The organism is Exiguobacterium qingdaonense (assembly GCF_018617855.1).
GTDB lineage: Bacteria > Bacillota > Bacilli > Exiguobacteriales > Exiguobacteriaceae > Exiguobacterium > Exiguobacterium qingdaonense.
Window position 1 is genome coordinate 249,389 of sequence record NZ_JACSKY010000001.1, and the last position, 19,172, is coordinate 268,560.

The 19,172-nt window shown below is 48.1% G+C and carries 20 protein-coding genes; 3 read left to right on the forward strand and 17 right to left on the reverse strand.

Annotation, left to right across the window (positions count from 1 at the left end):
- Positions 1 to 4: 4 nt before the first annotated feature.
- From rpsA to prsW, 5 genes are all read right to left on the reverse strand, one after another.
- A complete protein-coding gene (rpsA, locus tag KNP00_RS01255; protein ID WP_215141503.1) occupies positions 5 to 1,153 on the reverse strand; it encodes a 30S ribosomal protein S1 in 1,149 nt (382 codons plus the stop codon).
- 155 nt (positions 1,154 to 1,308) lie between these two features.
- A complete protein-coding gene (locus KNP00_RS01260) occupies positions 1,309 to 1,932 on the reverse strand; it encodes a lysophospholipid acyltransferase family protein (protein ID WP_215141505.1) in 624 nt (207 codons plus the stop codon).
- Positions 1,929 to 2,603 (reverse strand): (d)CMP kinase, encoded by a 675-nt coding sequence (cmk, locus tag KNP00_RS01265; protein WP_215141507.1) that lies wholly within the window; start codon positions 2,601 to 2,603, stop codon positions 1,929 to 1,931. The genes KNP00_RS01260 and cmk overlap by 4 nt, the downstream gene beginning before the upstream one ends.
- Positions 2,604 to 2,677: 74 nt before the next feature.
- The gene (locus KNP00_RS01270) at positions 2,678 to 3,343 is read right to left on the reverse strand and encodes a flagellar brake protein (protein ID WP_215141509.1); all 666 of its coding nucleotides are present in this window, start codon (positions 3,341 to 3,343) and stop codon (positions 2,678 to 2,680) included.
- Positions 3,344 to 3,358: 15 nt separating this feature from the next.
- Positions 3,359 to 4,015: a glutamic-type intramembrane protease PrsW gene (prsW, locus tag KNP00_RS01275; RefSeq protein WP_215141511.1), complete on the reverse strand. Its 657-nt coding sequence runs from the start codon at positions 4,013 to 4,015 to the stop codon at positions 3,359 to 3,361.
- Between the two features lie 107 nt (positions 4,016 to 4,122).
- Here prsW and KNP00_RS01280 point away from each other — a divergent pair, with 107 nt between their 5' ends.
- Together KNP00_RS01280 and KNP00_RS01285 are read left to right on the forward strand one after the other, a co-directional pair.
- Complete coding sequence (locus tag KNP00_RS01280; RefSeq protein WP_215141513.1) at positions 4,123 to 5,094, forward strand: asparaginase; 972 nt, start codon at positions 4,123 to 4,125, stop codon at positions 5,092 to 5,094.
- 48 nt (positions 5,095 to 5,142) lie between these two features.
- Entirely contained in the window at positions 5,143 to 6,126 is a 984-nt protein-coding gene (locus KNP00_RS01285) for a YpdA family putative bacillithiol disulfide reductase (protein ID WP_215142254.1), read from the forward strand.
- Between the two features lie 35 nt (positions 6,127 to 6,161).
- On the opposite strand, the gene KNP00_RS01290 is transcribed toward KNP00_RS01285, so the two are convergent.
- From KNP00_RS01290 to KNP00_RS01320, 7 genes are all read right to left on the reverse strand, one after another.
- Complete coding sequence (locus tag KNP00_RS01290) at positions 6,162 to 7,430, reverse strand: Glu/Leu/Phe/Val family dehydrogenase (protein WP_215141515.1); 1,269 nt, start codon at positions 7,428 to 7,430, stop codon at positions 6,162 to 6,164.
- Positions 7,431 to 7,567: 137 nt separating this feature from the next.
- On the reverse strand, positions 7,568 to 8,500 hold the full coding sequence (locus KNP00_RS01295; RefSeq protein WP_215141517.1) for a D-alanine--D-alanine ligase: 933 nt from the start codon (positions 8,498 to 8,500) through the stop codon (positions 7,568 to 7,570).
- Between the two features lie 96 nt (positions 8,501 to 8,596).
- Positions 8,597 to 9,175, reverse strand: coding sequence for an adaptor protein MecA (locus KNP00_RS01300; RefSeq protein WP_215141519.1), 579 nt, complete (start codon positions 9,173 to 9,175; stop codon positions 8,597 to 8,599).
- A 60-nt stretch (positions 9,176 to 9,235) separates the two neighbouring features.
- The gene (locus tag KNP00_RS01305) at positions 9,236 to 10,099 is read right to left on the reverse strand and encodes a MerR family transcriptional regulator (protein WP_215141521.1); all 864 of its coding nucleotides are present in this window, start codon (positions 10,097 to 10,099) and stop codon (positions 9,236 to 9,238) included.
- 126 nt (positions 10,100 to 10,225) lie between these two features.
- Complete coding sequence (locus KNP00_RS01310; protein WP_215141523.1) at positions 10,226 to 10,426, reverse strand: hypothetical protein; 201 nt, start codon at positions 10,424 to 10,426, stop codon at positions 10,226 to 10,228.
- Positions 10,427 to 10,467: 41 nt separating this feature from the next.
- Positions 10,468 to 11,895: a RecQ family ATP-dependent DNA helicase gene (locus tag KNP00_RS01315; protein ID WP_338082247.1), complete on the reverse strand. Its 1,428-nt coding sequence runs from the start codon at positions 11,893 to 11,895 to the stop codon at positions 10,468 to 10,470.
- A complete protein-coding gene (locus KNP00_RS01320; RefSeq protein ID WP_215141527.1) occupies positions 11,879 to 12,901 on the reverse strand; it encodes a YpbB family protein in 1,023 nt (340 codons plus the stop codon). The genes KNP00_RS01315 and KNP00_RS01320 overlap by 17 nt, the downstream gene beginning before the upstream one ends.
- A 148-nt stretch (positions 12,902 to 13,049) precedes the next feature.
- Here KNP00_RS01320 and KNP00_RS01325 point away from each other — a divergent pair, with 148 nt between their 5' ends.
- Positions 13,050 to 13,298 (forward strand): ferredoxin, encoded by a 249-nt coding sequence (locus KNP00_RS01325; RefSeq protein WP_215141529.1) that lies wholly within the window; start codon positions 13,050 to 13,052, stop codon positions 13,296 to 13,298.
- Positions 13,299 to 13,458: 160 nt separating this feature from the next.
- Here the strand turns inward: KNP00_RS01325 and KNP00_RS01330 are convergent, their stop codons facing one another.
- From KNP00_RS01330 to KNP00_RS01350, 5 genes are all read right to left on the reverse strand, one after another.
- Positions 13,459 to 14,418: an ABC transporter permease gene (locus KNP00_RS01330; protein WP_215141531.1), complete on the reverse strand. Its 960-nt coding sequence runs from the start codon at positions 14,416 to 14,418 to the stop codon at positions 13,459 to 13,461.
- Positions 14,415 to 15,479 (reverse strand): ABC transporter permease, encoded by a 1,065-nt coding sequence (locus KNP00_RS01335; protein ID WP_215141533.1) that lies wholly within the window; start codon positions 15,477 to 15,479, stop codon positions 14,415 to 14,417. The genes KNP00_RS01330 and KNP00_RS01335 overlap by 4 nt, the downstream gene beginning before the upstream one ends.
- Entirely contained in the window at positions 15,476 to 17,002 is a 1,527-nt protein-coding gene (locus tag KNP00_RS01340; protein ID WP_215141535.1) for an ABC transporter ATP-binding protein, read from the reverse strand. The genes KNP00_RS01335 and KNP00_RS01340 overlap by 4 nt, the downstream gene beginning before the upstream one ends.
- Before the next feature lie 63 nt (positions 17,003 to 17,065).
- A complete protein-coding gene (locus KNP00_RS01345; RefSeq protein ID WP_215142256.1) occupies positions 17,066 to 18,154 on the reverse strand; it encodes a BMP family lipoprotein in 1,089 nt (362 codons plus the stop codon).
- Between the two features lie 128 nt (positions 18,155 to 18,282).
- Positions 18,283 to 19,002 carry a GntR family transcriptional regulator gene (locus KNP00_RS01350; protein WP_215141537.1) on the reverse strand — a complete coding sequence of 240 codons (720 nt, stop codon included), beginning with the start codon at positions 19,000 to 19,002 and terminating at the stop codon, positions 18,283 to 18,285.
- Positions 19,003 to 19,172 lie beyond the last annotated feature (170 nt).

Below are 19,172 nucleotides of genomic sequence, written 5' to 3' on the forward strand. Positions count from 1 at the left end.
CATCTTATTTAGAATCGTCCGAAGAATCATCGCCTGTCAATTCAGAGACAGAGAATCCTCCTTGGTCGCTATATTCATCGAGTAGCGCCTGGTCATCATCTTGACGAGTCGGTTCAGATGATTCGAGTGCACGCATCGACAATGAGATTTTCTTATCGTCGAGATGAACATCTAACACTTTTACTTTCACTTCTTGCCCTTCCGTCAACACTTCAGACGGCGTTGCGATGTGACGGTTCGCAATTTGTGAAATATGAAGGAGCCCTTCGACTTGTGGAGCGACTTCAACGAACGCACCGAACGTCACGAGACGCTTGACCGTTCCTTCGATGACATCGCCAGGTTGAATGTTCCCTTCGATCGTCTCCCACGGACCTGGTTGCGTTTCTTTGATGGAAAGCTTCACTTTTTCATTGTCTAAGTCGAGCCCGAGTACTTTCACTTTGACACGGTCGCCTTCCGTTACGACGTCGCTCGGTTTCTCGACACGGCTATGTGCCATTTCTGAGATGTGAACGAGGCCGTCCACGCCACCGATATCGACGAACGCACCGAAGTCCGTTAACCGTTGAACCGTCCCCTCGATCACTTGACCGACTTCGAGTGATTCAAGTGTCTCTGATTTCTTCGCGCTCATCTCTGCTTCGACAACTGCTTTATGTGACAAGATGACGCGATTTTTTTCGCGATCGATCTCGACGACTTTTACGGTAATTGGGTTGTTCAAGTATGACGAGAAGTCCTCGACGAAGTGACTTTCGACTAGGGAAGCTGGGATAAACCCACGGATTCCAATATCGACGACGAGGCCACCTTTGACCTTGTCTTTCACCATCACTTCAAACACTTCGCCCGATTCGAATTTTTCAACAATGCGATCCCATGCTGCTTCAGCATCGACATCTTTTTTCGAAACGACCACTTCTTCGTCCGTGACCTTTTTCACTTTGACACGGATCTCGTCGTTCACTTGGAGTGATTCGTTTAAATCGTCTAGATGCATGCTTGATACTTCGCTAATTGGCAAAATCGCTTCGGTCTTATAACCGATATCGATCAGCGCTTGCTTATCCTCGATTTTGACGACAGTTCCGGTCACAATCTGACCACGATTCATTTCAAAATCAGGCATATCTTTCATTTCTTCGACCATTCCAACACTACCCCCTCACGATGAGTACAAAAAGGAGCGCCAACAGGCGCTTACACCTAGTATAAATCTCTTATAATTCCGAGAATTTGTCAAGGCGTTATGAAGATTGTACCTCTATCGTAAGATGTTTAAACCTCATTTTCACGATCCGTCACTCACTTTGTAAACGAATGTTGTAAATAGAGGTCAGCAATCGTTTCCATAATCAAGTCAGCCGCTTCTTGTGCACTTGCTTTACGTTCCTTTAACGCGGTCAAGTCGATCGGCTGACCGATGACAACCCGGAGTTTTGCACGGAACTTATATCGACCGATGATGGCGATCGGCAGGACGTGGGCATCGGACCGCATCGCAAAGAAGCCGACACCAGCTTGTGCTTTTCCGAGTGTCCCGTCTTTTGAGCGCGTGCCTTCAGGGAATATAGAGACGACCTCGTTTTCTTTCATCTTTTGAAGGACGACACGAAGTGCCTGACGGTCACCTTCTCCACGAGAGACGGGAATTTGACCTGCCCGATTTAAAATATGTTTCAACACAGGGACGCTAAACAGTTCCTTTTTCGCAAAAAAGCGAAGAGGACGTTCTTTTGGGATCGCGCATGCGAGGAGCACCGGGTCCCAGTTCGACTGGTGATTCGAACAGACGAGAATCGACCCGTCCATCGGGACATGCTCGCGTCCGATGAACTCGACTCGAAACGAAGCCCGTTGAATGACATTCACGACGCCCCTCGCTAGCCGATACATGCCGAAAGGCCCGTTGTTCAATGGCTTGCTCATGCGCTCACCTCACCGATCAGTCTTTCAATCGCTTGAACGACACCCTCAATGGACAACGTCGTCGTATCAAGATAATAAGCATCCTCCGCTTGACGGAGCGGCGCGACTTCACGTTCTGAATCTCGTTTGTCACGAAGCGCAATCTCTTCTTTCAGTTGTTCATAGTCGCTCGGAATCCCTTTCGAGACATTTTCTTCGTGACGACGACGTGCACGCTCCTCGACCGAAGCGGTCATAAATACTTTTAAGTCCGCATGTGGCAATACGTGAGTTCCGATGTCACGACCGTCCATGACGACCCCGCCATCCTTGGCCAAGTCCCGTTGCAAATCCATCAAGGCATCGCGCACTTCAGGCTGACGCGCGACAAAGCTGACGTTGTTCGTCACTTCACTTGAACGAATGACAGATGTCACTTCCTCTTCACCATCAAACACGCGTTGTCCTTCTTCGGATGGAACGAGTCGAAGTGACATGCGGTCAATCATCTTCGCAAGCATGTCACCGTCTTCAAGTGCGATGCCCTCATTTAACGCACGGTAAGTGACCGCCCGATAAATCGCACCTGTATCGATATAGACATATCCCAATTGTTTCGCCAATGACTTGGCAATCGTGCTCTTTCCGGCACCAGCCGGTCCGTCCAATGCAATTTGTAATGATTTTTTCATACAAAACGGGTATCGAGTGTTCCCGATACCCTCCTCCTCTCGGTCAATAATCCCGAGAACATCATAACAGTTTTTTATCTTGAAGAAAATACAGACCCTGTCCGCTTCCGTGCTTCTAGCTGCACACGGAAACAATATCGTAAAATCGTCTCCTGGTCACGAGGGGTCAAATCTTCAAAGGCCAAAGAAAGTTCTTGCTTCACTTCTTGCTCGTGTACCCGCACAAGGCGACTCTTCACTCGGAACAGCTGAGGTGTGCCATGTTCGTCTTCAATTCGAAAGACGACGATGAGCGACTCATCGACATCGACCGGCGCACGGTTGGCGATGATTTTCATCCCACCGGCGGAAACGTCGAGCGACATCGTCTCGAACGACTCAAAGCTTTCCCCATCGGCGGCAAGCACCGTTACGTCAATCATTTCAGGTACACGCAAGTATTCACGTCGTTGAATTCGTTTGATTTTTTTCTCGTCCGGCATCTTGAAGGCGTAGCGAAGCGTCAACTGTGCATCGCTCATTCGTTTTACGACTTTTGTGTCGAATGCATACAGTTGATTTTCACCTTGAAAGAAATAGACTCGCATCTCCTCTTCTTCATGTAAAAAAAATGTTTTTAGCGTCGCCATATCACTCGGTGACTCAATCCATACGACCTGGCCGGTAATACCCGCAATCTTCGTCTTTCCTTCTTTGCGTCCTTCCACTTCGATTCTTAATTCTTGACCTTCTTTTAACATACGTTTTCTTCCCCTTTATTTAAATTGACGGCGGTTAGACAGGTTGGCTGCTCGTACGAGCAGGAATGCCACCATCCATAAAATGACGATATAAAGAACGGCAGGTAGCTTGTGGTCCGGCTCGAGAATCAAGATCAAATCGAACGTGCCGTGAATGACCGTCGCGGAAAAGACCGCCATGAAGAGCCAAATCCGTTCTCGCGCCGAATGTTTCGCTCTCCCTAAACAATAACCCATCACGACTGCGAACAAGGCATGTCCACTTACCGGCAGGATTGCTCGCCAAATCGCAATCTCTAGTGAATCGTACACCCATAAGTATAAAAAATTCTCTAACGTCGCAAAGCCTAATGAGCAGGCTACCGCATAGAGAATCCCGTCGTAGTAATCATCAAAGACTTTATGTATATATATTGTATAATAAATCATAAACCACTTGAAAAATTCTTCAAGCAAGGCAGTAGCGACATACGCTTGCCAAAACGGTCCGGTAAGCACCCCTTCTTCGACGAATGCATATTGGATAAACATAATCGGGAACACAAGAACGGCCCCGGCTACGAAAGAACGAATCACATATCCGAGCGGTTCCGCCTCTAGCTCATGGCGAAGATAGAAATAGGAAAGAAGGGCGAGCCCAGGTGCAACCGCAGACAAGGCGATTGCGATCATGATGCATCTCTCCTTTCTCTCATTAGCATACACTGAAATGCTTGAAAGAAAAAGTGCGTAAAGCCTAGAAAATGGAAAAAACGATAAAAATAATCAGGAGGTCATCCATGAATCATTTATTATTAATCCACACCGGTGGAACGATTGCCATGTCTCAATCGGGGGCGGGCCACGTCGCACCGAGTGACGTCAATCCAATCGATGCCACATTGCCGAAGGCGACGGACATCGCCCAGATTACAACAAAACATTTTTCAAACATCCCGTCTCCGCATATGACCCCGGAAAAAATGCTCGAGTTGGCGCAGTTCATCCAACAAGAATTGACACAGGCCACATACGACGGGATTGTCATCACACATGGCACCGATACGCTTGAAGAGACCGCCTATTTTTTACAAATCACACTCGGGGCACCTGTCCCAATCGTATTGACTGGGGCGATGCGCTCTTCAAACGAAGTCGGTTCCGATGGCGAGTTCAACCTGATCACGGCACTGCGTGTCGCCAAGAGTGAGGTCGCTCGCGGAAAAGGGGTGCTCGTCGTATTCAATGGGGAAATCCATTCAGCGTTCAACGTCACAAAAACACATACGTCATCAGTCGACACATTTAAATCCGTCCATTTCGGAAATGTGGGTATGGTCACAAAGGACCACGTACTCATATATAGTCAACCATCGACTAGACAGCCTAAAATGATTCCCTCTATCACAAAGCGTGTAGCCGTCTTGAAGGTCGTCGCGGGAATGGAGCCTGATTTACTCGAGTCCGTCGCCGCACTCGGATATGACGGACTGATCCTTGAAGTACTAGGACAAGGGAATGTCCCACCGACGCTCCTATCAGCGCTTGAGCGTTTAGTAGAAGAAATCCCCGTCGTGATCGTCAGTCGTTGCTTCAACGGAATCGTCCAAGACGTGTACGGTTACGATGGGGGCGGGAAACAATTGAAAGAGTTAGGTGTGATTTTTTCAAACGGTTTGAATTCACAAAAAGCTCGGCTCCGGCTTCTCGTAGAACTCGAGTCCGGTTCTTCTCAATCGGTCATGGAACATAGCTTCAGTTTTCAGCAATAAGCTTGCGCAACCGCATCTCCTTCCCTACAATGAGCAAAGAGGTGATTTATTGTGACGAAACAAGCGATTATTGTTGGCGCAGGCCCTTGTGGCCTTTCGGCGGCAATCGAGTTAGAAAAAATCGGTGTCTCATGTACCGTGATCGAACGCGGAAACATCGTCGATGCGATCTATCGATATCCGACCCACCAAACGTTCTTCTCTTCCGCTAGCCTACTCGAAATCGGAGACGTTCCGTTTATTTGTAAAGATTTGAAACCACGACGGCAGGATGCCCTCGTCTACTATCGGGAAGTCGTGACGCGGACCGGTCTAAACGTCCAGCCGTTCGAAACGGTCGAATCCGTTGAAAAAGTCAACGACCGATTCGTCGTGACATCTAGACATGAAAAACGTGGCGTGACGGTTCGTGACGCGGACTATGTGATTTTAGCGACAGGATATTATGGACGCCCCCGTATGCTCGACGTTCCCGGTGAGACGCTTCCACACGTCCATCACTACTTTAACGAGGCGCATCCATTTTACCGGCAACACGTCACGATCATTGGGGGAAAAAACTCCGCAGTCGACGCAGCGATTGAACTCGAGAAGGCCGGCGCATATGTGACGGTACTCTACCGAGGGGATGCGTATAGCCCATCCGTCAAACCGTGGGTACTCCCAAACTTCGACTCACTCGTCCGTCATGAAAAAGTCCGGATGGAGTTTGAGTCGACGATCGAGCGAATCACCGAAGACGGTGTCTACTATCGTCAGCATGGTGAAGAGAAGCATGTATATGCGGATCACGTGTTCGCCATGACCGGATATCAGCCAGATCATCATCTTTTCAAAGACGCCGGTATATCAATCGATGAAGCGACTGGTGTCCCGACGTATGATGAAGAAACGTTTGAAACGAATGTCGAGCATTTGTTCATCGCCGGGGTCGTGGCAGCCGGAAACGATGCGAATAAAATTTTCATCGAAAATGGTCGGTTCCACGGTAAGGCGATCGCACATACGATTGCCAACCGAATCAACGTCTAAAAAAAGTTCGGTCAACGCGAGTTGACCGAACTTTTTTATACCCAGCCGCGGAAACGTGATGCTTCCGCCATCTTCCGTACACCGACCATATAGGCGGCGAGACGCATGTCGACTTTTCGGGCTGATGATGTGTTGTAGACTGTGTTGAACGAGTGAACGAGAACTTTTTCGAGTTTTTCTTCGACTTCCTCTTCCGTCCAATAGTATCCTTGATTGTTTTGTACCCATTCGAAGTATGAAACCGTGACACCACCACTCGATGCCAACACGTCCGGAACGAGGAGGATCCCACGCTCTGTCAAGATTTTCGTCGCTTCGTTCGTTGTCGGACCGTTCGCCGCCTCGACGACGATGGACGCTTTGATGGCATCCGCGTTCTCTTCCGTGATTTGGTTCTCAATCGCAGCAGGAACGAGAATATCACAGTCAAGCTCTAACATCTCTTTATTCGAGATGGTATTTTTGAACAATGTTGAAATCGTACCGAACGAGTCGCGACGATCCAACAAATACGGAATGTCGAGCCCGTTCTCGTCATGAATGGCACCGTAAGCGTCACTGACCGCTATCACTTTTGCTCCAGCATCATACATGAATTTCGACAGGAAACTACCCGCGTTCCCGAACCCTTGGACGACGACCCGCGCCCCTTTGAGTTCGATGCCACGGCGAAGCGCCGCTTCCCGAATCATGATCGCCACACCTTTCGCTGTCGCCGTCTCACGACCGTGCGACCCTCCAAGAACAAGTGGTTTACCGGTAATAAACCCAGGTGAGTTAAATTCGTCAATCCGGCTATACTCATCCATCATCCAGGCCATGATCTGTGAGTTCGTGAACACGTCAGGTGCCGGAATATCCTTCGTCGGGCCAACGATCTGACTGATGGCACGAACATATCCGCGGCTCAAGCGCTCGATTTCGCGGAAGCTCATTTCACGAGGGTCACAGACGATCCCACCTTTACCTCCACCGTAAGGTAAGTCGACAATCCCGGCTTTCAAGCTCATCCATACGGACAGTGCCTTCACTTCTACTTCCGTTACGCTCGGGTGGAACCGAATTCCCCCTTTAGTCGGTCCAACGGCATCATTATGTTGAGCACGATAGCCTGTGAAGATTTTCGTTGAGCCATCGTCCATGCGAACAGGGATCCGAACGGTCAGCATGCGAAGCGGTTCTTTTAACAACTCGTACATCTCGTCTGGATAGCCGAGTTTATCTAAAGCTTCGTGAATCACTTCTTGTGTCGATTCCAAGATGTTTTTTCGTTTTTGATGACCTTTTTCTTGATCCGTAATCATGAAGGTTTCCTCCCCTAAATTGTCGATTCTCCCCCAAGAATCAACCTCGTATTCGTTTAAAAGTATAGCCGATACACGCTCAATTTGAAAGGGTTTTAGAAAAATAATGAAAGCGTTTTCTTCGGTAGGGCGATGATTTAGCTCGTCGACCCTTCACGTTCGAGAGCGAGTTCAATAAATCGCTCTAACAGCTCCCCGTATGAGATCCCGATTGTTTTTGCGCTGTCCGGGAACAAGCTGAGCGGTGTCATACCCGGTAGTGTATTCGTCTCTAAAATATAAGCTTCCCCCGTCTGTGAAACGAGAAAATCCGATCGCGAATAGCCGGAACAACCGAGTGCACGATGCGCCAGAATAGCGGCTTTTTGAACCTCTGTCGTCAGTTCAACTGAAATGTCAGCAGGACAGACATGTTTAGAACCACCTTCTGTATATTTCGACTCATAGTCGTAATACTCATTTTTCGGAATGATCTCGATGACAGGAAGCGCCTCTTCCTTCCCGAAGTTTCCGATGACCGGGACGGTCAGTTCTTTCCCTTTGATGTACTGCTCGACTAAAACTGCTGAATCGCAGCCAAACGCCTTGTCGATCCCTTCACGCAACATCTCTTCGTTCATAGCAATCGTCAGCCCGTTGGAAGAACCTTCTTGTGCCGGCTTGACGACACACGGGAACTCGCCCCCCCACTCACTCAATTTCGCATCAATGGAATGCTTGGACTCAATCAACACATCTCGCGCGACCCGAATCCCGGATGCCGCAAAGATGATCTTTGCTCTCGCCTTGTCCATCGCCAGAGCAGATGCCAAAACACCCGAACCAGTATATGGAATTCCGGCCATCTCAAGTAATGATTGCACGCGACCGTCCTCGCCGTACTTACCATGCAACGCGCTGACGACGACATCAACATCGAGCGTCAAAAGCTCGTTCGCCCGTTCCGGATGAAAGTCGATTGCCGTGACGTCATGGCCACGCTCCGTCAACGCATCAATCATTCCTTTACCACTCGTAAGAGATACCTCTCGTTCTCCTGACACTCCACCATATAATACAGCGACTTTCATTCCAATCTCTCCTTCAACTAACTACTGAAAATTCAAGTCTTATCATAACACGGGTGTGATCAAAACAATAGAAACAGAACAGTAAAAAAGCCGTACTCATGCGAATGCATCGTACAGCTCTTTGACGGCGTGTTCTGTTTGAATCGTCTTGCCGTACTCCAACATGACGTATGGACTGACCGTAGTCGTCTTCCCATACTCGGACAGGATGGCAGCAAGTCGTTCTTCTACCTGTGAAGGGAGCACCTCCACAAAATGCAAATAGTATCGGCCTTCGTAGTGATATAGTGCGCCGCCTTGCTCGGTCTCATGCATGTGAGGAAACAGGCGAATCGAGGCGTTGATCAAATCTTCGAGATCCTCGAACTGATAAATCAAATGATGAATCACATCGATCGTCAGTCGAATCTCGACCTGCTCGACATCGAGTTCCGCGATCGCCTCCCCTTTTTGGACGTCGATGACGAGTCCGTCCCGAGGGAACATCGTCACGTTCAAATCGACCGCTCCTTGCGGTGAGAATCCGTACTCGCTTTCTGCTGTCTCAAGCAGTTCTTTCCATAGCAGTTGACCGTTTTCTCCTACGATTGTATCGATGGCGATGCCACGCGACGAGAGTTCGTTCGCAGTCACATATACACGAAGATGCTCTTTTGTTTGTTTTTCAAATCTCAATCGAAAACCTCCAGTGAATAGTCAATCCTACTAATAAGCTACTCTCGTTTTTATCCCTTGTCAAATAGTAGATAACCATTTCGTCCACTCTTCTGGGGTGTCCCCAAGAAACGCTTCTTGGAATCGTTCTTTCTCGAGGCTGACCGCAATACCACCAGCACCGATTTTCAGATCAGGGTGGTCTGCCTGAATATAATCCATCGCATCGAGAAGGTTTGGGATGTGTTCGGATTGTGTGCACGCGAAGATGAGAAACGTCGTGTTTATATCGTGTAACGCCCTGTTCAAATCTTCCTTAGGAAATCCCGCCCCTAAAAAGATCACGTCATATCCATGCTGGCGCAAGTAGAGTGTGACGAACAGTAATCCGATTTCATGCACTTCGTCCGGCGCGCACACACAGGTGATTCTCGGAAGAAATGGGTTCATCGGCATTTGAAGAGACAACGTCGAAAGTCGCGCTCTTAAGAAGGCAGTAGCAAAATGCTCGTGGGCGATTGTGATCGAACCTTCTTCCCATTTCGAGCCAATATCCATTAATAAAGGCTGAATGATATCATTCGTCACTTTTTCAAAACTGAACGTGTTGAACGCACGGTTAATCAAGTCATGCGCCAAACGTTCGTCAAAAGATAGCAATGCCTCGAGCAGTCTATCTTTTAATTCTTCATCGTATAACTTGGTGGCCGATGGTTTAGGCTCAAAGTTATGTTGAAGTTGTTGAATCGCCTGTGAGACGGACAGTCCCTCTTTTTGCTTGTCTACGACCCACTTGATTTTCTCGACATCTTGATCTGAATACAGGCGGTGACCAGATTCGGTTCGGTTCGGTACGATAAATTGGTATCGACGTTCCCATGCACGAATGGTCGTCGGATTGACACCGGTCAATGTCGCCACGGTCTTGATGGAGTATTTCGGCATCTCCGCCCTCCTCCCTTACTTGTTCTTATGCTATAAGTATATCCTCAATCAAATCGGTTTACCCCTTTTATTGTGCAATTGAGTATTTTTTGAATATAAAAAAGATGCGGACTGTGTCCGCACCCGTTAAAACATGGCATGTCGCCCGATATATATGAAAATGAGAATAATCGCTAACATGGCGAAAGTCAATGTCATCGCCAATGGGCGCTTCATCCAGTTATCATTCAACTTCCTCTTTCGTTCGCCCTCTTGCCGCTCCGCTCGAGACGGCAACGTGTCTGCCAATTGCTCACGTAAAGAATCCGCTTGATTCCGATGTCGCAACGTATGCCCTCCTTTACCTTTTTTATCATTTTACTATGATATTATTCAAAGGAAAAGATTTGCGTCAACCGTATTTTCCATTCTGTCACATTTTCTCGAACAATTGTTGAAGTCTCGGGATAAATGATCTCTCCACAAATATCACAACATTCCTCCTGCTCAATCGTCGGCTCCGAAAAATAACGAAGCAAATAATCACGTCGGCACGTACGGATGAGTGCATAGTCCATCATTTGACCGAGTTGACGATAGCGATCCCGTCTTCTTTCTTTTACCCACTCGAGCGCTTCTTGAAGAGAGCGTTCCGTAAGCAATTGTTTAAGGAGTAAAAACTTTGACTCTTCCTCACTCATTCGTAGCAAGCGTGGCAACTGGGTTATAGCAGTCCCGTTCTCACTCTCGAAATAGGCCATACGAACGTCTTCATCTTTTGGATATTGACCGTCGATTAAAAACTGTTGGATGCGCTCGTCCCCTTCTGCGTACAAAAGGATGGCGAACGCCGGCTGCCCGTCTCGACCCGCCCGTCCGATTTCTTGCATATACGCCTCGACGGTCGCCGGTATTTGAAAGTGGACGACGGAACGAACGTTGTCCTTATTGACACCCATCCCGAACGCACTCGTACATACCATGACAGACACCTCGTCTCGTAGAAACTGGGACTGCACGAGCCGTCGATCCTCCGTAGACATCCCACCGTGATAAAACAAGGCATCGTCTAGTTCAAACGCCAGCGCCTCCGCTTCGCGACGTGTCGCCGTATAAACGACTGCCGGTTTTGGGATGTTTTGAATCAGTTCCTTCAACCGCTCTAGTTTTCGTTCTTTGTCCAATCGTTCGACGACCAACCGTATTTCCGGTCGATTGGCGGAATGAACAAACTGTTCGGGCGTGAAGAGCGCAAGCTTCTCGATGATGTCTCGTTTCACGTTTTCTGGTGCCGTCGCCGTCACTGCCATACATTGTGGGCTACCGATTTGCTTTCGTAACTCTCCTAGTCGGGCATACTCCGGTCTAAACTCGTGCCCCCACTGCGATATACAATGCGCCTCATCGATGACGAGCATTTGAACGGATACATTCGAAAGTGCGCGCGTGACGTATGGGACGGCCAGTTGTTCAGGAGATAAATAGAGGAAGCGGTAACGTTTCAACTGATTGATAATCTCTTGTTTTTCTTCTGCCGACTCCATCGATGTCAGTCGCGCGACACCTCGTTCCCCACGCGCACGGATATGTTGCATCTGGTCTTCAATCAATGAGAGTAGTGGTGAGACGATGACCGTCAAACCTTTATTTTTGATATAAGAAGGGAGTTGGAACGTCAACGACTTCCCTGCCCCGGTCGGCATGACAGCCAATACGTCGTGTCCTTCTACTACCGCATGAATGATGTCATGTTGACCTGTTCGGAACGAATCATATCCGAACACTCGCTTTAATGTCGATTCATACAAATGTCTCACCTCGTTTCAGCCTTGCGAACACAAGACGTATTTGAAAGTAACTGACACGCCCCATTTTCTCAAAGATCGGTTTCAGTGCCCAACTGCTCGGATGTCGCAGTTGTTCGATCGTAGCGACATCCTCCATCGGCACGAATTGATCGAGAGGGAAGACGTCCAGATACATCGCCATCTCGACCACATGATCTTCAATCGTACTCGTCCGCAAACGTCTTTTTGCCTGAACCTGCTCGAACGTGTACCCTTTCAAAAACAGATCGTACGATTCACGTGCCGAGAACGTCATCCGTTCCGTCGATAACCCATACGTAAACCCTCGGAGTTTCGCCTCGTCCGGTAGAACGATCAACAGTTCATTCCATCCTGCCAAAAAGTACAGACGAGCCGTTTCAGCATCGACATTGAGCAGTTTGGCGATTTGTTCATATGTCAGACCTGTCTCAAAGGCGCCAGTAAATCGATAGACGACGGCCGACGCGTACGGGTCCCCGATACGCTCGAGCGCTCGTTCAATCTCTTGATGGAACGTTCGCATAAGCTCTTTCCAATCGCGATCGAACCGTAATAACTGTTTGACCCACTGTTCTGCCGGCCGGTCGGCTTGAACCGGATAAAACGTCCGGTCATGCTCTCGCGACATGAACGTTTGAACGAACAGGCTCAACCGCTTCCACGTCGTCAAATTATAATCACGACGTTCACCGCCTAGTCGATTCATCAACTGCTCAACCGCTTCGGGTGACGCCAACATCTCGCCCGCCTCGGTCAACGTAAAGTCTTTTCGATTCAACCATCCACGTTTCTCGAAGCGTTTCAACATCGCCTCATATAAGTACGTCGTTTGCGGAAACTGTCCAAAAACGGGTTCCATCTCATAAAAGAACGCATCTTGTAACGTCGTCGCCGATCGCTTGCCGTTTAAAACATGGTACAGACTGCGTTCACTTCGTTCACCGTTCAATCGTTTAATGGCCAGTAATAAAACGCCATCCGCTAAATGAATCAAATCGTCACATCCTTAAAAAAATCATTATCTTAACAAAAAGACACTCGTTTTCTCATTGAATTAATTGGGTATGTAGACTACAATAACTCGTAGTCCGTTAATTGTTTACGTACAATATGCGTAACGAACTATTTGGAGGGGAATCACTATGGGAAAATTTACAATCGTTGACAAAGACACATGTATCGCCTGTGGCGCATGTGGCGCGGCAGCACCAGATATTTACGATTATGACGATGAAGGTCTCGCGTTCAACTTGATGGATGACAACACAGGTACCGTTGAAGTCCCAAATGAACTATACGAAGACATGATGGATGCATTCGAAGGTTGTCCGACTGATTCAATCAAAGTGGCGGACGAGTCGTTCGATGGCGACGCTTTAAAATTCGAATAATCAATGAAAGACATATCGGTCACTCGACTGATATGTCTTTTTTATTTGTCCGCTCTCACATTGTGTCGATTATGACATCTTTAGACAAGTATATCAAAAAAGGTTGTTTGGCTTAAGTACCAAACAACCTTACTAAAATGGACATATGTCCTATCTTGAATTATCGCTTCCCTTTAATATATGGGATACCGACCGACTTCGGCGCATCCGCGCGACCTACGAGACCGGCAAGTGCGAGAATCGTGAGGGCATATGGCGCAATCAAAAGCAGAAGTTGCGGCACGTTATTGATCACCGGCAAGTTGCTTCCGATAATCGAGAGCGCTTGGGCGAATCCGAAGAACAGCCCGGCACCGAGTGCACCAAGTGGATTCCATTTCCCGAAGATCATGGCGGCAATCGCCAAGAATCCTTGACCGACGATTGTCGTTCCACTGAAGTTCGTCGTAACCGTTACAGCATAGACCGCACCGGCAAGACCACCGAATGCCCCAGAGAGCATGACGCCCATGAAGCGCATTTTTGTGACGTTGATCCCCATCGTATCTGCGGCCATCGGGTGTTCCCCGACCGAGCGAAGACGAAGCCCGAACGGTGTCTTGAAGATGACGAACCAGACGACAAACGCCAAGGCGATGGCAACGAATGACGTGTATTGCACGTTAATGAAGAACATTTTTATAACAGGAATATCTGATAAGAATGGTACGTTCTCTTTCGCAATGCGGTACTCAATAAAGTCAGTTTGACCTTTATTATAAAGCACACGGACGACAAAGATGGCGAGACCGATTGCAAGCATGTTGATCGCTACCCCGAGAACCGTTTGGTCAGCACGCCAAAGGATAGCCGGGACGGCCAAGAAGAGTGAGAACAATGCACCAACGACCATCGCGACGAGCAAGGAGATCCACGGACTAAACACACCGGCCCCTAAATCTGTCAAAGTGAGGGTCGTGATGATTCCCGTTGCGGCACCGATAATCATAATCCCTTCAAGGGCGATGTTGACGACACCAGAACGTTCACTGAAGATTCCACCGAGTGCTGCAATAATGAGTGGAGTCGCATAGGCGAGTGCTACCGGTACGACGATGTAAAGGACTTCTAAGAAGCTCATTTTTTCTCCACTCCTTTCTTACGATTTCCTTTAAGTTTATCGATGACATAGTTGATGGCATAACCAGATGCCACAAAGATGACGATTGCCGCGATGATGACTTTAACTAGCTCAGACGGCACGTTCGCACCGAGTTGCATCGCCAAACCGCCAATGTTCAATCCTGCGAATAAGATTGCTGCGAGAACGACTCCAATTGCCGTGTTCGCACCGAGGAGCGCTACGGCGATCCCATCAAAACCGACACCAGTAAACGATGCCGACAGCGTCATACTGCCAAACGTTCCGAGACCTTCCATCGCACCGGCAAGACCTGCGAACATCCCAGAGATGACGAACGAGAGGACAATGTTACGGTTGACGCTCATCCCCGCATATTGAGATGCATGTTTGTTGAATCCAACCGCGCGTAACTCATAACCGAGCGTCGTACGTTGAAGAATGTAGTAGTACACGATCGCCGCAAGAACCGCGACGAGAACACCCCAGTGTAGACGTGAAAACGTGGTCAATTCCTGTAACCAAGGAGATGCGAGCGACGCTGATTCGTTGATTGAATCTGTACGTTCATTCGTCACACCGATGATGTTACGCAAAATCGCATTCGTCGTGTAAAGCGCGATATAGTTCATCATGATTGACGTGATGACTTCGTGCACGTAAAACTTCGCTTTTAAAAAACCAGGGACAAACGCCCAAATCGCTGCTGCGAGCATTGCTGCGAGAAGCGCGAGCGGTAAGTGGATGAACATCGGCAAGTCGAAATTGATTCCGACGTACACGGCGGCGACCCAGCCGATGAGTACTTGCCCTTCTACCCCGATGTTGAATAGTCCTGTACGGAATGCAAACGCGACCGCTAGACCTGAGAAGATGAGCGGTGCAGCCGCACGTAACGTCTCACCGATTGCATAAGGACTACCGAACATCCCGTTAAACAAGGAGATGAACCCTTGAACCGGGTCGTAACCACCAATCAACATGACGATTGCTCCGACGAGCAGTCCTAAAATGATGGATAGGAAAGGAATGAGAAGCTGGTTTAAACTTAATTTTTTCATTCTGTTTCGTCCCCTCTCTGACCGCCGGCCATCAAGAAGCCTAGTTCTTGTTCCGTCGTCTCTTTCGGATCACGAATCCCTACGATTTTTCCTTCATAGAGAACAGCGATCCGGTCGGATACGTGTAAAATCTCATCAAGCTCGAACGAAATGAGCAAGACCGCACGACCTTTCTCGCGCTCTTTTATCAGTTGCTCATGAATAAATTCAATCGCACCAACGTCAAGTCCGCGTGTCGGCTGAGCCGCGATGAGCAAATCAGGTGAACGGTCGACTTCACGAGCAATGATCGCCTTTTGTTGGTTTCCTCCCGAAAGTGCACGCGCCGCCACATCAATCGACGGAGTTCGGACGTCAAACTTCTCAATTAACGCCTTCGCCTTCTCAGCGACAGCTTTATAGTTCATGAGACCGCGCTTTGAAAATGGTTCTTTATAATATGTTTGAAGAACCATGTTGTCACGAATCGAGTAGTCGAGGACGAGCCCGTGCTTATGACGGTCTTGTGGGATATGTCCGATCCCGGCTTCCGTCATTTTACGCGGTGTATGTCCCGTCACATCTTTTCCATTGAGTAACACTTTACCTGACTCCGGTTTTTTCAATCCAGAGATGGATTCAATCAACTCGGTTTGTCCATTCCCGTCAATCCCAGCGATTCCGAGCACTTCTCCCGCTCGAATCTGTAAGTCTAATCCTTCAACGACCTTCAATCCACGACTGTCCTTGACGACGAGCCCTTGGACGTCGAGCACGACTTGTTGTGGGTCGGCTTTTGAATACTCCGCAGCAAAGTTGACTTCACGTCCGACCATCATCTCTGCGAGACTGTCTTCATTCACCGTTTCATCCACTTCAACCGTACCGATATAGCGACCACGACGGATGACCGTACAACGATCGGCGACTTGCATGATCTCCTTTAGCTTGTGCGTAATCAAGATGATCGACTTACCTTCAGCAATCAGACGTTTCATAATTTGGATAAGTTCTTGAATCTCTTGTGGTGTCAACACTGCTGTCGGTTCATCGAAAATCAAGATATCGGCTCCGCGATAAAGTGTTTTCAAGATTTCTACGCGCTGCTGCATGCCGACTGAAATATCTTCAATTTTTGCGTCCGGGTCAATTTTAAGTCCATACTGCTCTGAAATTTCCATAACCTTCTTACGAGCTGTATCACGGTCAATCGTGACTCCACTCTTCGGTTCAAGGCCAAGGATGATGTTTTCAGTGACCGTGAATTTTTCTACCAACATAAAGTGTTGGTGGACCATCCCGATCCCGAGCTCGTTGGCGATGTTCGGATTCTCAATATCCACTTTTTTACCGTGTACGCGAATCTCTCCGCCCTCAGGCTGATAAAGACCAAACAACACGTTCATGAGCGTCGATTTCCCCGCTCCGTTCTCTCCTAGAAGCGCATGGATTTCTCCTTTGCGCAATTGGAGCGTAATATTGTCGTTCGCAACGAACGTACCGAACTCTTTGCGAATATTTAGCATTTCAATTACATATTCCAAGGAAGTTCACCCCTAACTTTAAGTAAAGGGAGACCACATGGGTCCCCCCTTTACTCAAATGAATTATTTTACGTTTTTCATGAACTCTTCGAACTCAGCATCAGTTGCTGGTGCAGTAAGTTCTCCGTCAACCAATTGTGTGCGGTACTCTTCAACTTTGTCGAGGATGTCTTGTGACACGTGCTTGTCAGATGTTTCCGCGATGCCGACACCTTCATCTTTCAAACCGAACTCGATGATTTCGCCGCCTGGGAACTCTCCGTCCATCGTCTGTTTCGATACTTCATAAGTCGCCGTATCTACACGTTTGACCATTGAAGTCAATGTGACGTCTTCTGGAAGACCTTCTTCATATTGGTCACGGTCGACACCGATTACCCAAACATCTTCACCGTTCTTCTTACGGTTTTTCGCTTCTGTGAACACCCCTACACCCGTACCGCCAGCTGCGTGGTAGATGATGTCAGACCCAGAACCGTACATACCTGAAGCGATCGCAGTTCCTTTTTCAGCTGAGTTGAAGTCTTCTGCATACTTCACGTCGATCGTCGCATCTGGATTGACAGCCATGACGCCTGCTTTGAATCCGTTCTCAAACTTCTTGATCAAGTCTGATTCTACCCCACCGATGAAACCGACTTTATCTGTCGTTGTAGAAAGACCTGCGATGACACCAACGAGGAATGAACCTTCCTGCTCTTTGAACGTGATTGAAGCGACGTTAGGAGCATCGACAACCATATCTACGATTGCGAAGTTGTTATCTGGGAACTGGTCAGCTACTTTTTTTACGTCTTCAGCCATCAAGAAACCGATTCCGTAAATCAAGTTGAAGTTGTCACGAGCCAATTGTTGCAAGTTAGGTTGATAGTCCGCTTGTTTAGCTGATTGAAGGTATTTGAACCCTTCATTTTCAGTCAAGTCGTTATCTTCACCAAACTTTGTGAGCCCTTCCCATGCTGATTGGTTAAATGATTTGTCGTCAACACCGCCAGTGTCCGTAACCATGGCTACTTTGAAGTCGCTGCCTTCGCCGCCGCCTTCACCGTTAGATGAGCCACCTTCATTGTCGTCTCCACCGCAAGCTGCGAGTACTGTAGAGAGTGTAAGTCCTGCTGCTAAAGCTGAGAGAATCGTTTTCTTTTTGTTCATCATCGTCGTGTTTCCCCTTTCGGTTCATAACAAATTTGTTGTCATGTCATCAGTAGTCTTTACACCGGTATAAGAAAGCGCTTTCACGCTATTCCCCAAAAATAACTCTTCCGTTCAGAACTGCCTGTTCAAACTCGTTTACGTACGACATGGAAGTCGAATCGATCAGCACGGAAAAAGTTGGCTGAATCGAGCAATGGTAAATCACTCTCATCATAATGCAATTGTTTCAAAGCGAGTAACGGTTGGTCCGTCTGAAGCTGTGACGAAATTTCAGAGCTGACACTCGGTTCGATGTGCGTAATCGCATATGCGACTCGACGTCCTACCTCTTGTTCGAGAGCGTCAAACAAAGACTTCCCTTCTGTCAACGCCTCAGGATTTGAGACGAGATGGGCCGGCACTTTGTCGACACAATAAACGACCGGTGTGTCATCCGCGTATCGAATCCGGACGATTCGATAAATCGGTGAGTTCGGCTCAATTTTGAGACGCTCGGCTTCTCTCTCTGTTGCCAACACTTTCTCGGCCACCAATACTTTCGTTCCTGGTGTCATTTTCGCTCGTGTGATCATGTCCGTGACACTGAACAATTCTTCAATGCCTGACGTGAATGGAGGCTTAGAACTGATAAACGTCCCCACTCCGTGTTTTCGCACGACAAACTTTTCATCCTCGAGAATTCGGAGCGCTTCACGTAGGGTTGCCCGACTGACTCCGAGTTGCTTCGATAGTTCAAATTCTGAAGGTAGTTTCTCACCTTCACGATAGACACCAGCGTCGATATCTTGCTTAATTTTCTCAATCACTCGAAGATAGAGCAATCGATGATCGAGCTTAATCGACATTGGCCTCACCACCTTTAATTTACTTTCCGGTGCTCAGACATCTGACGTATGAATGTCCTTGCCAATTTTAAGTATAGGGATTCGAGAATTAGAACGCAATAGTTTTTGTTCGGAATCAGGGAAATATTTTGAAAAACTACGAATAACCGTACATCTGAGCCATTTTTCCC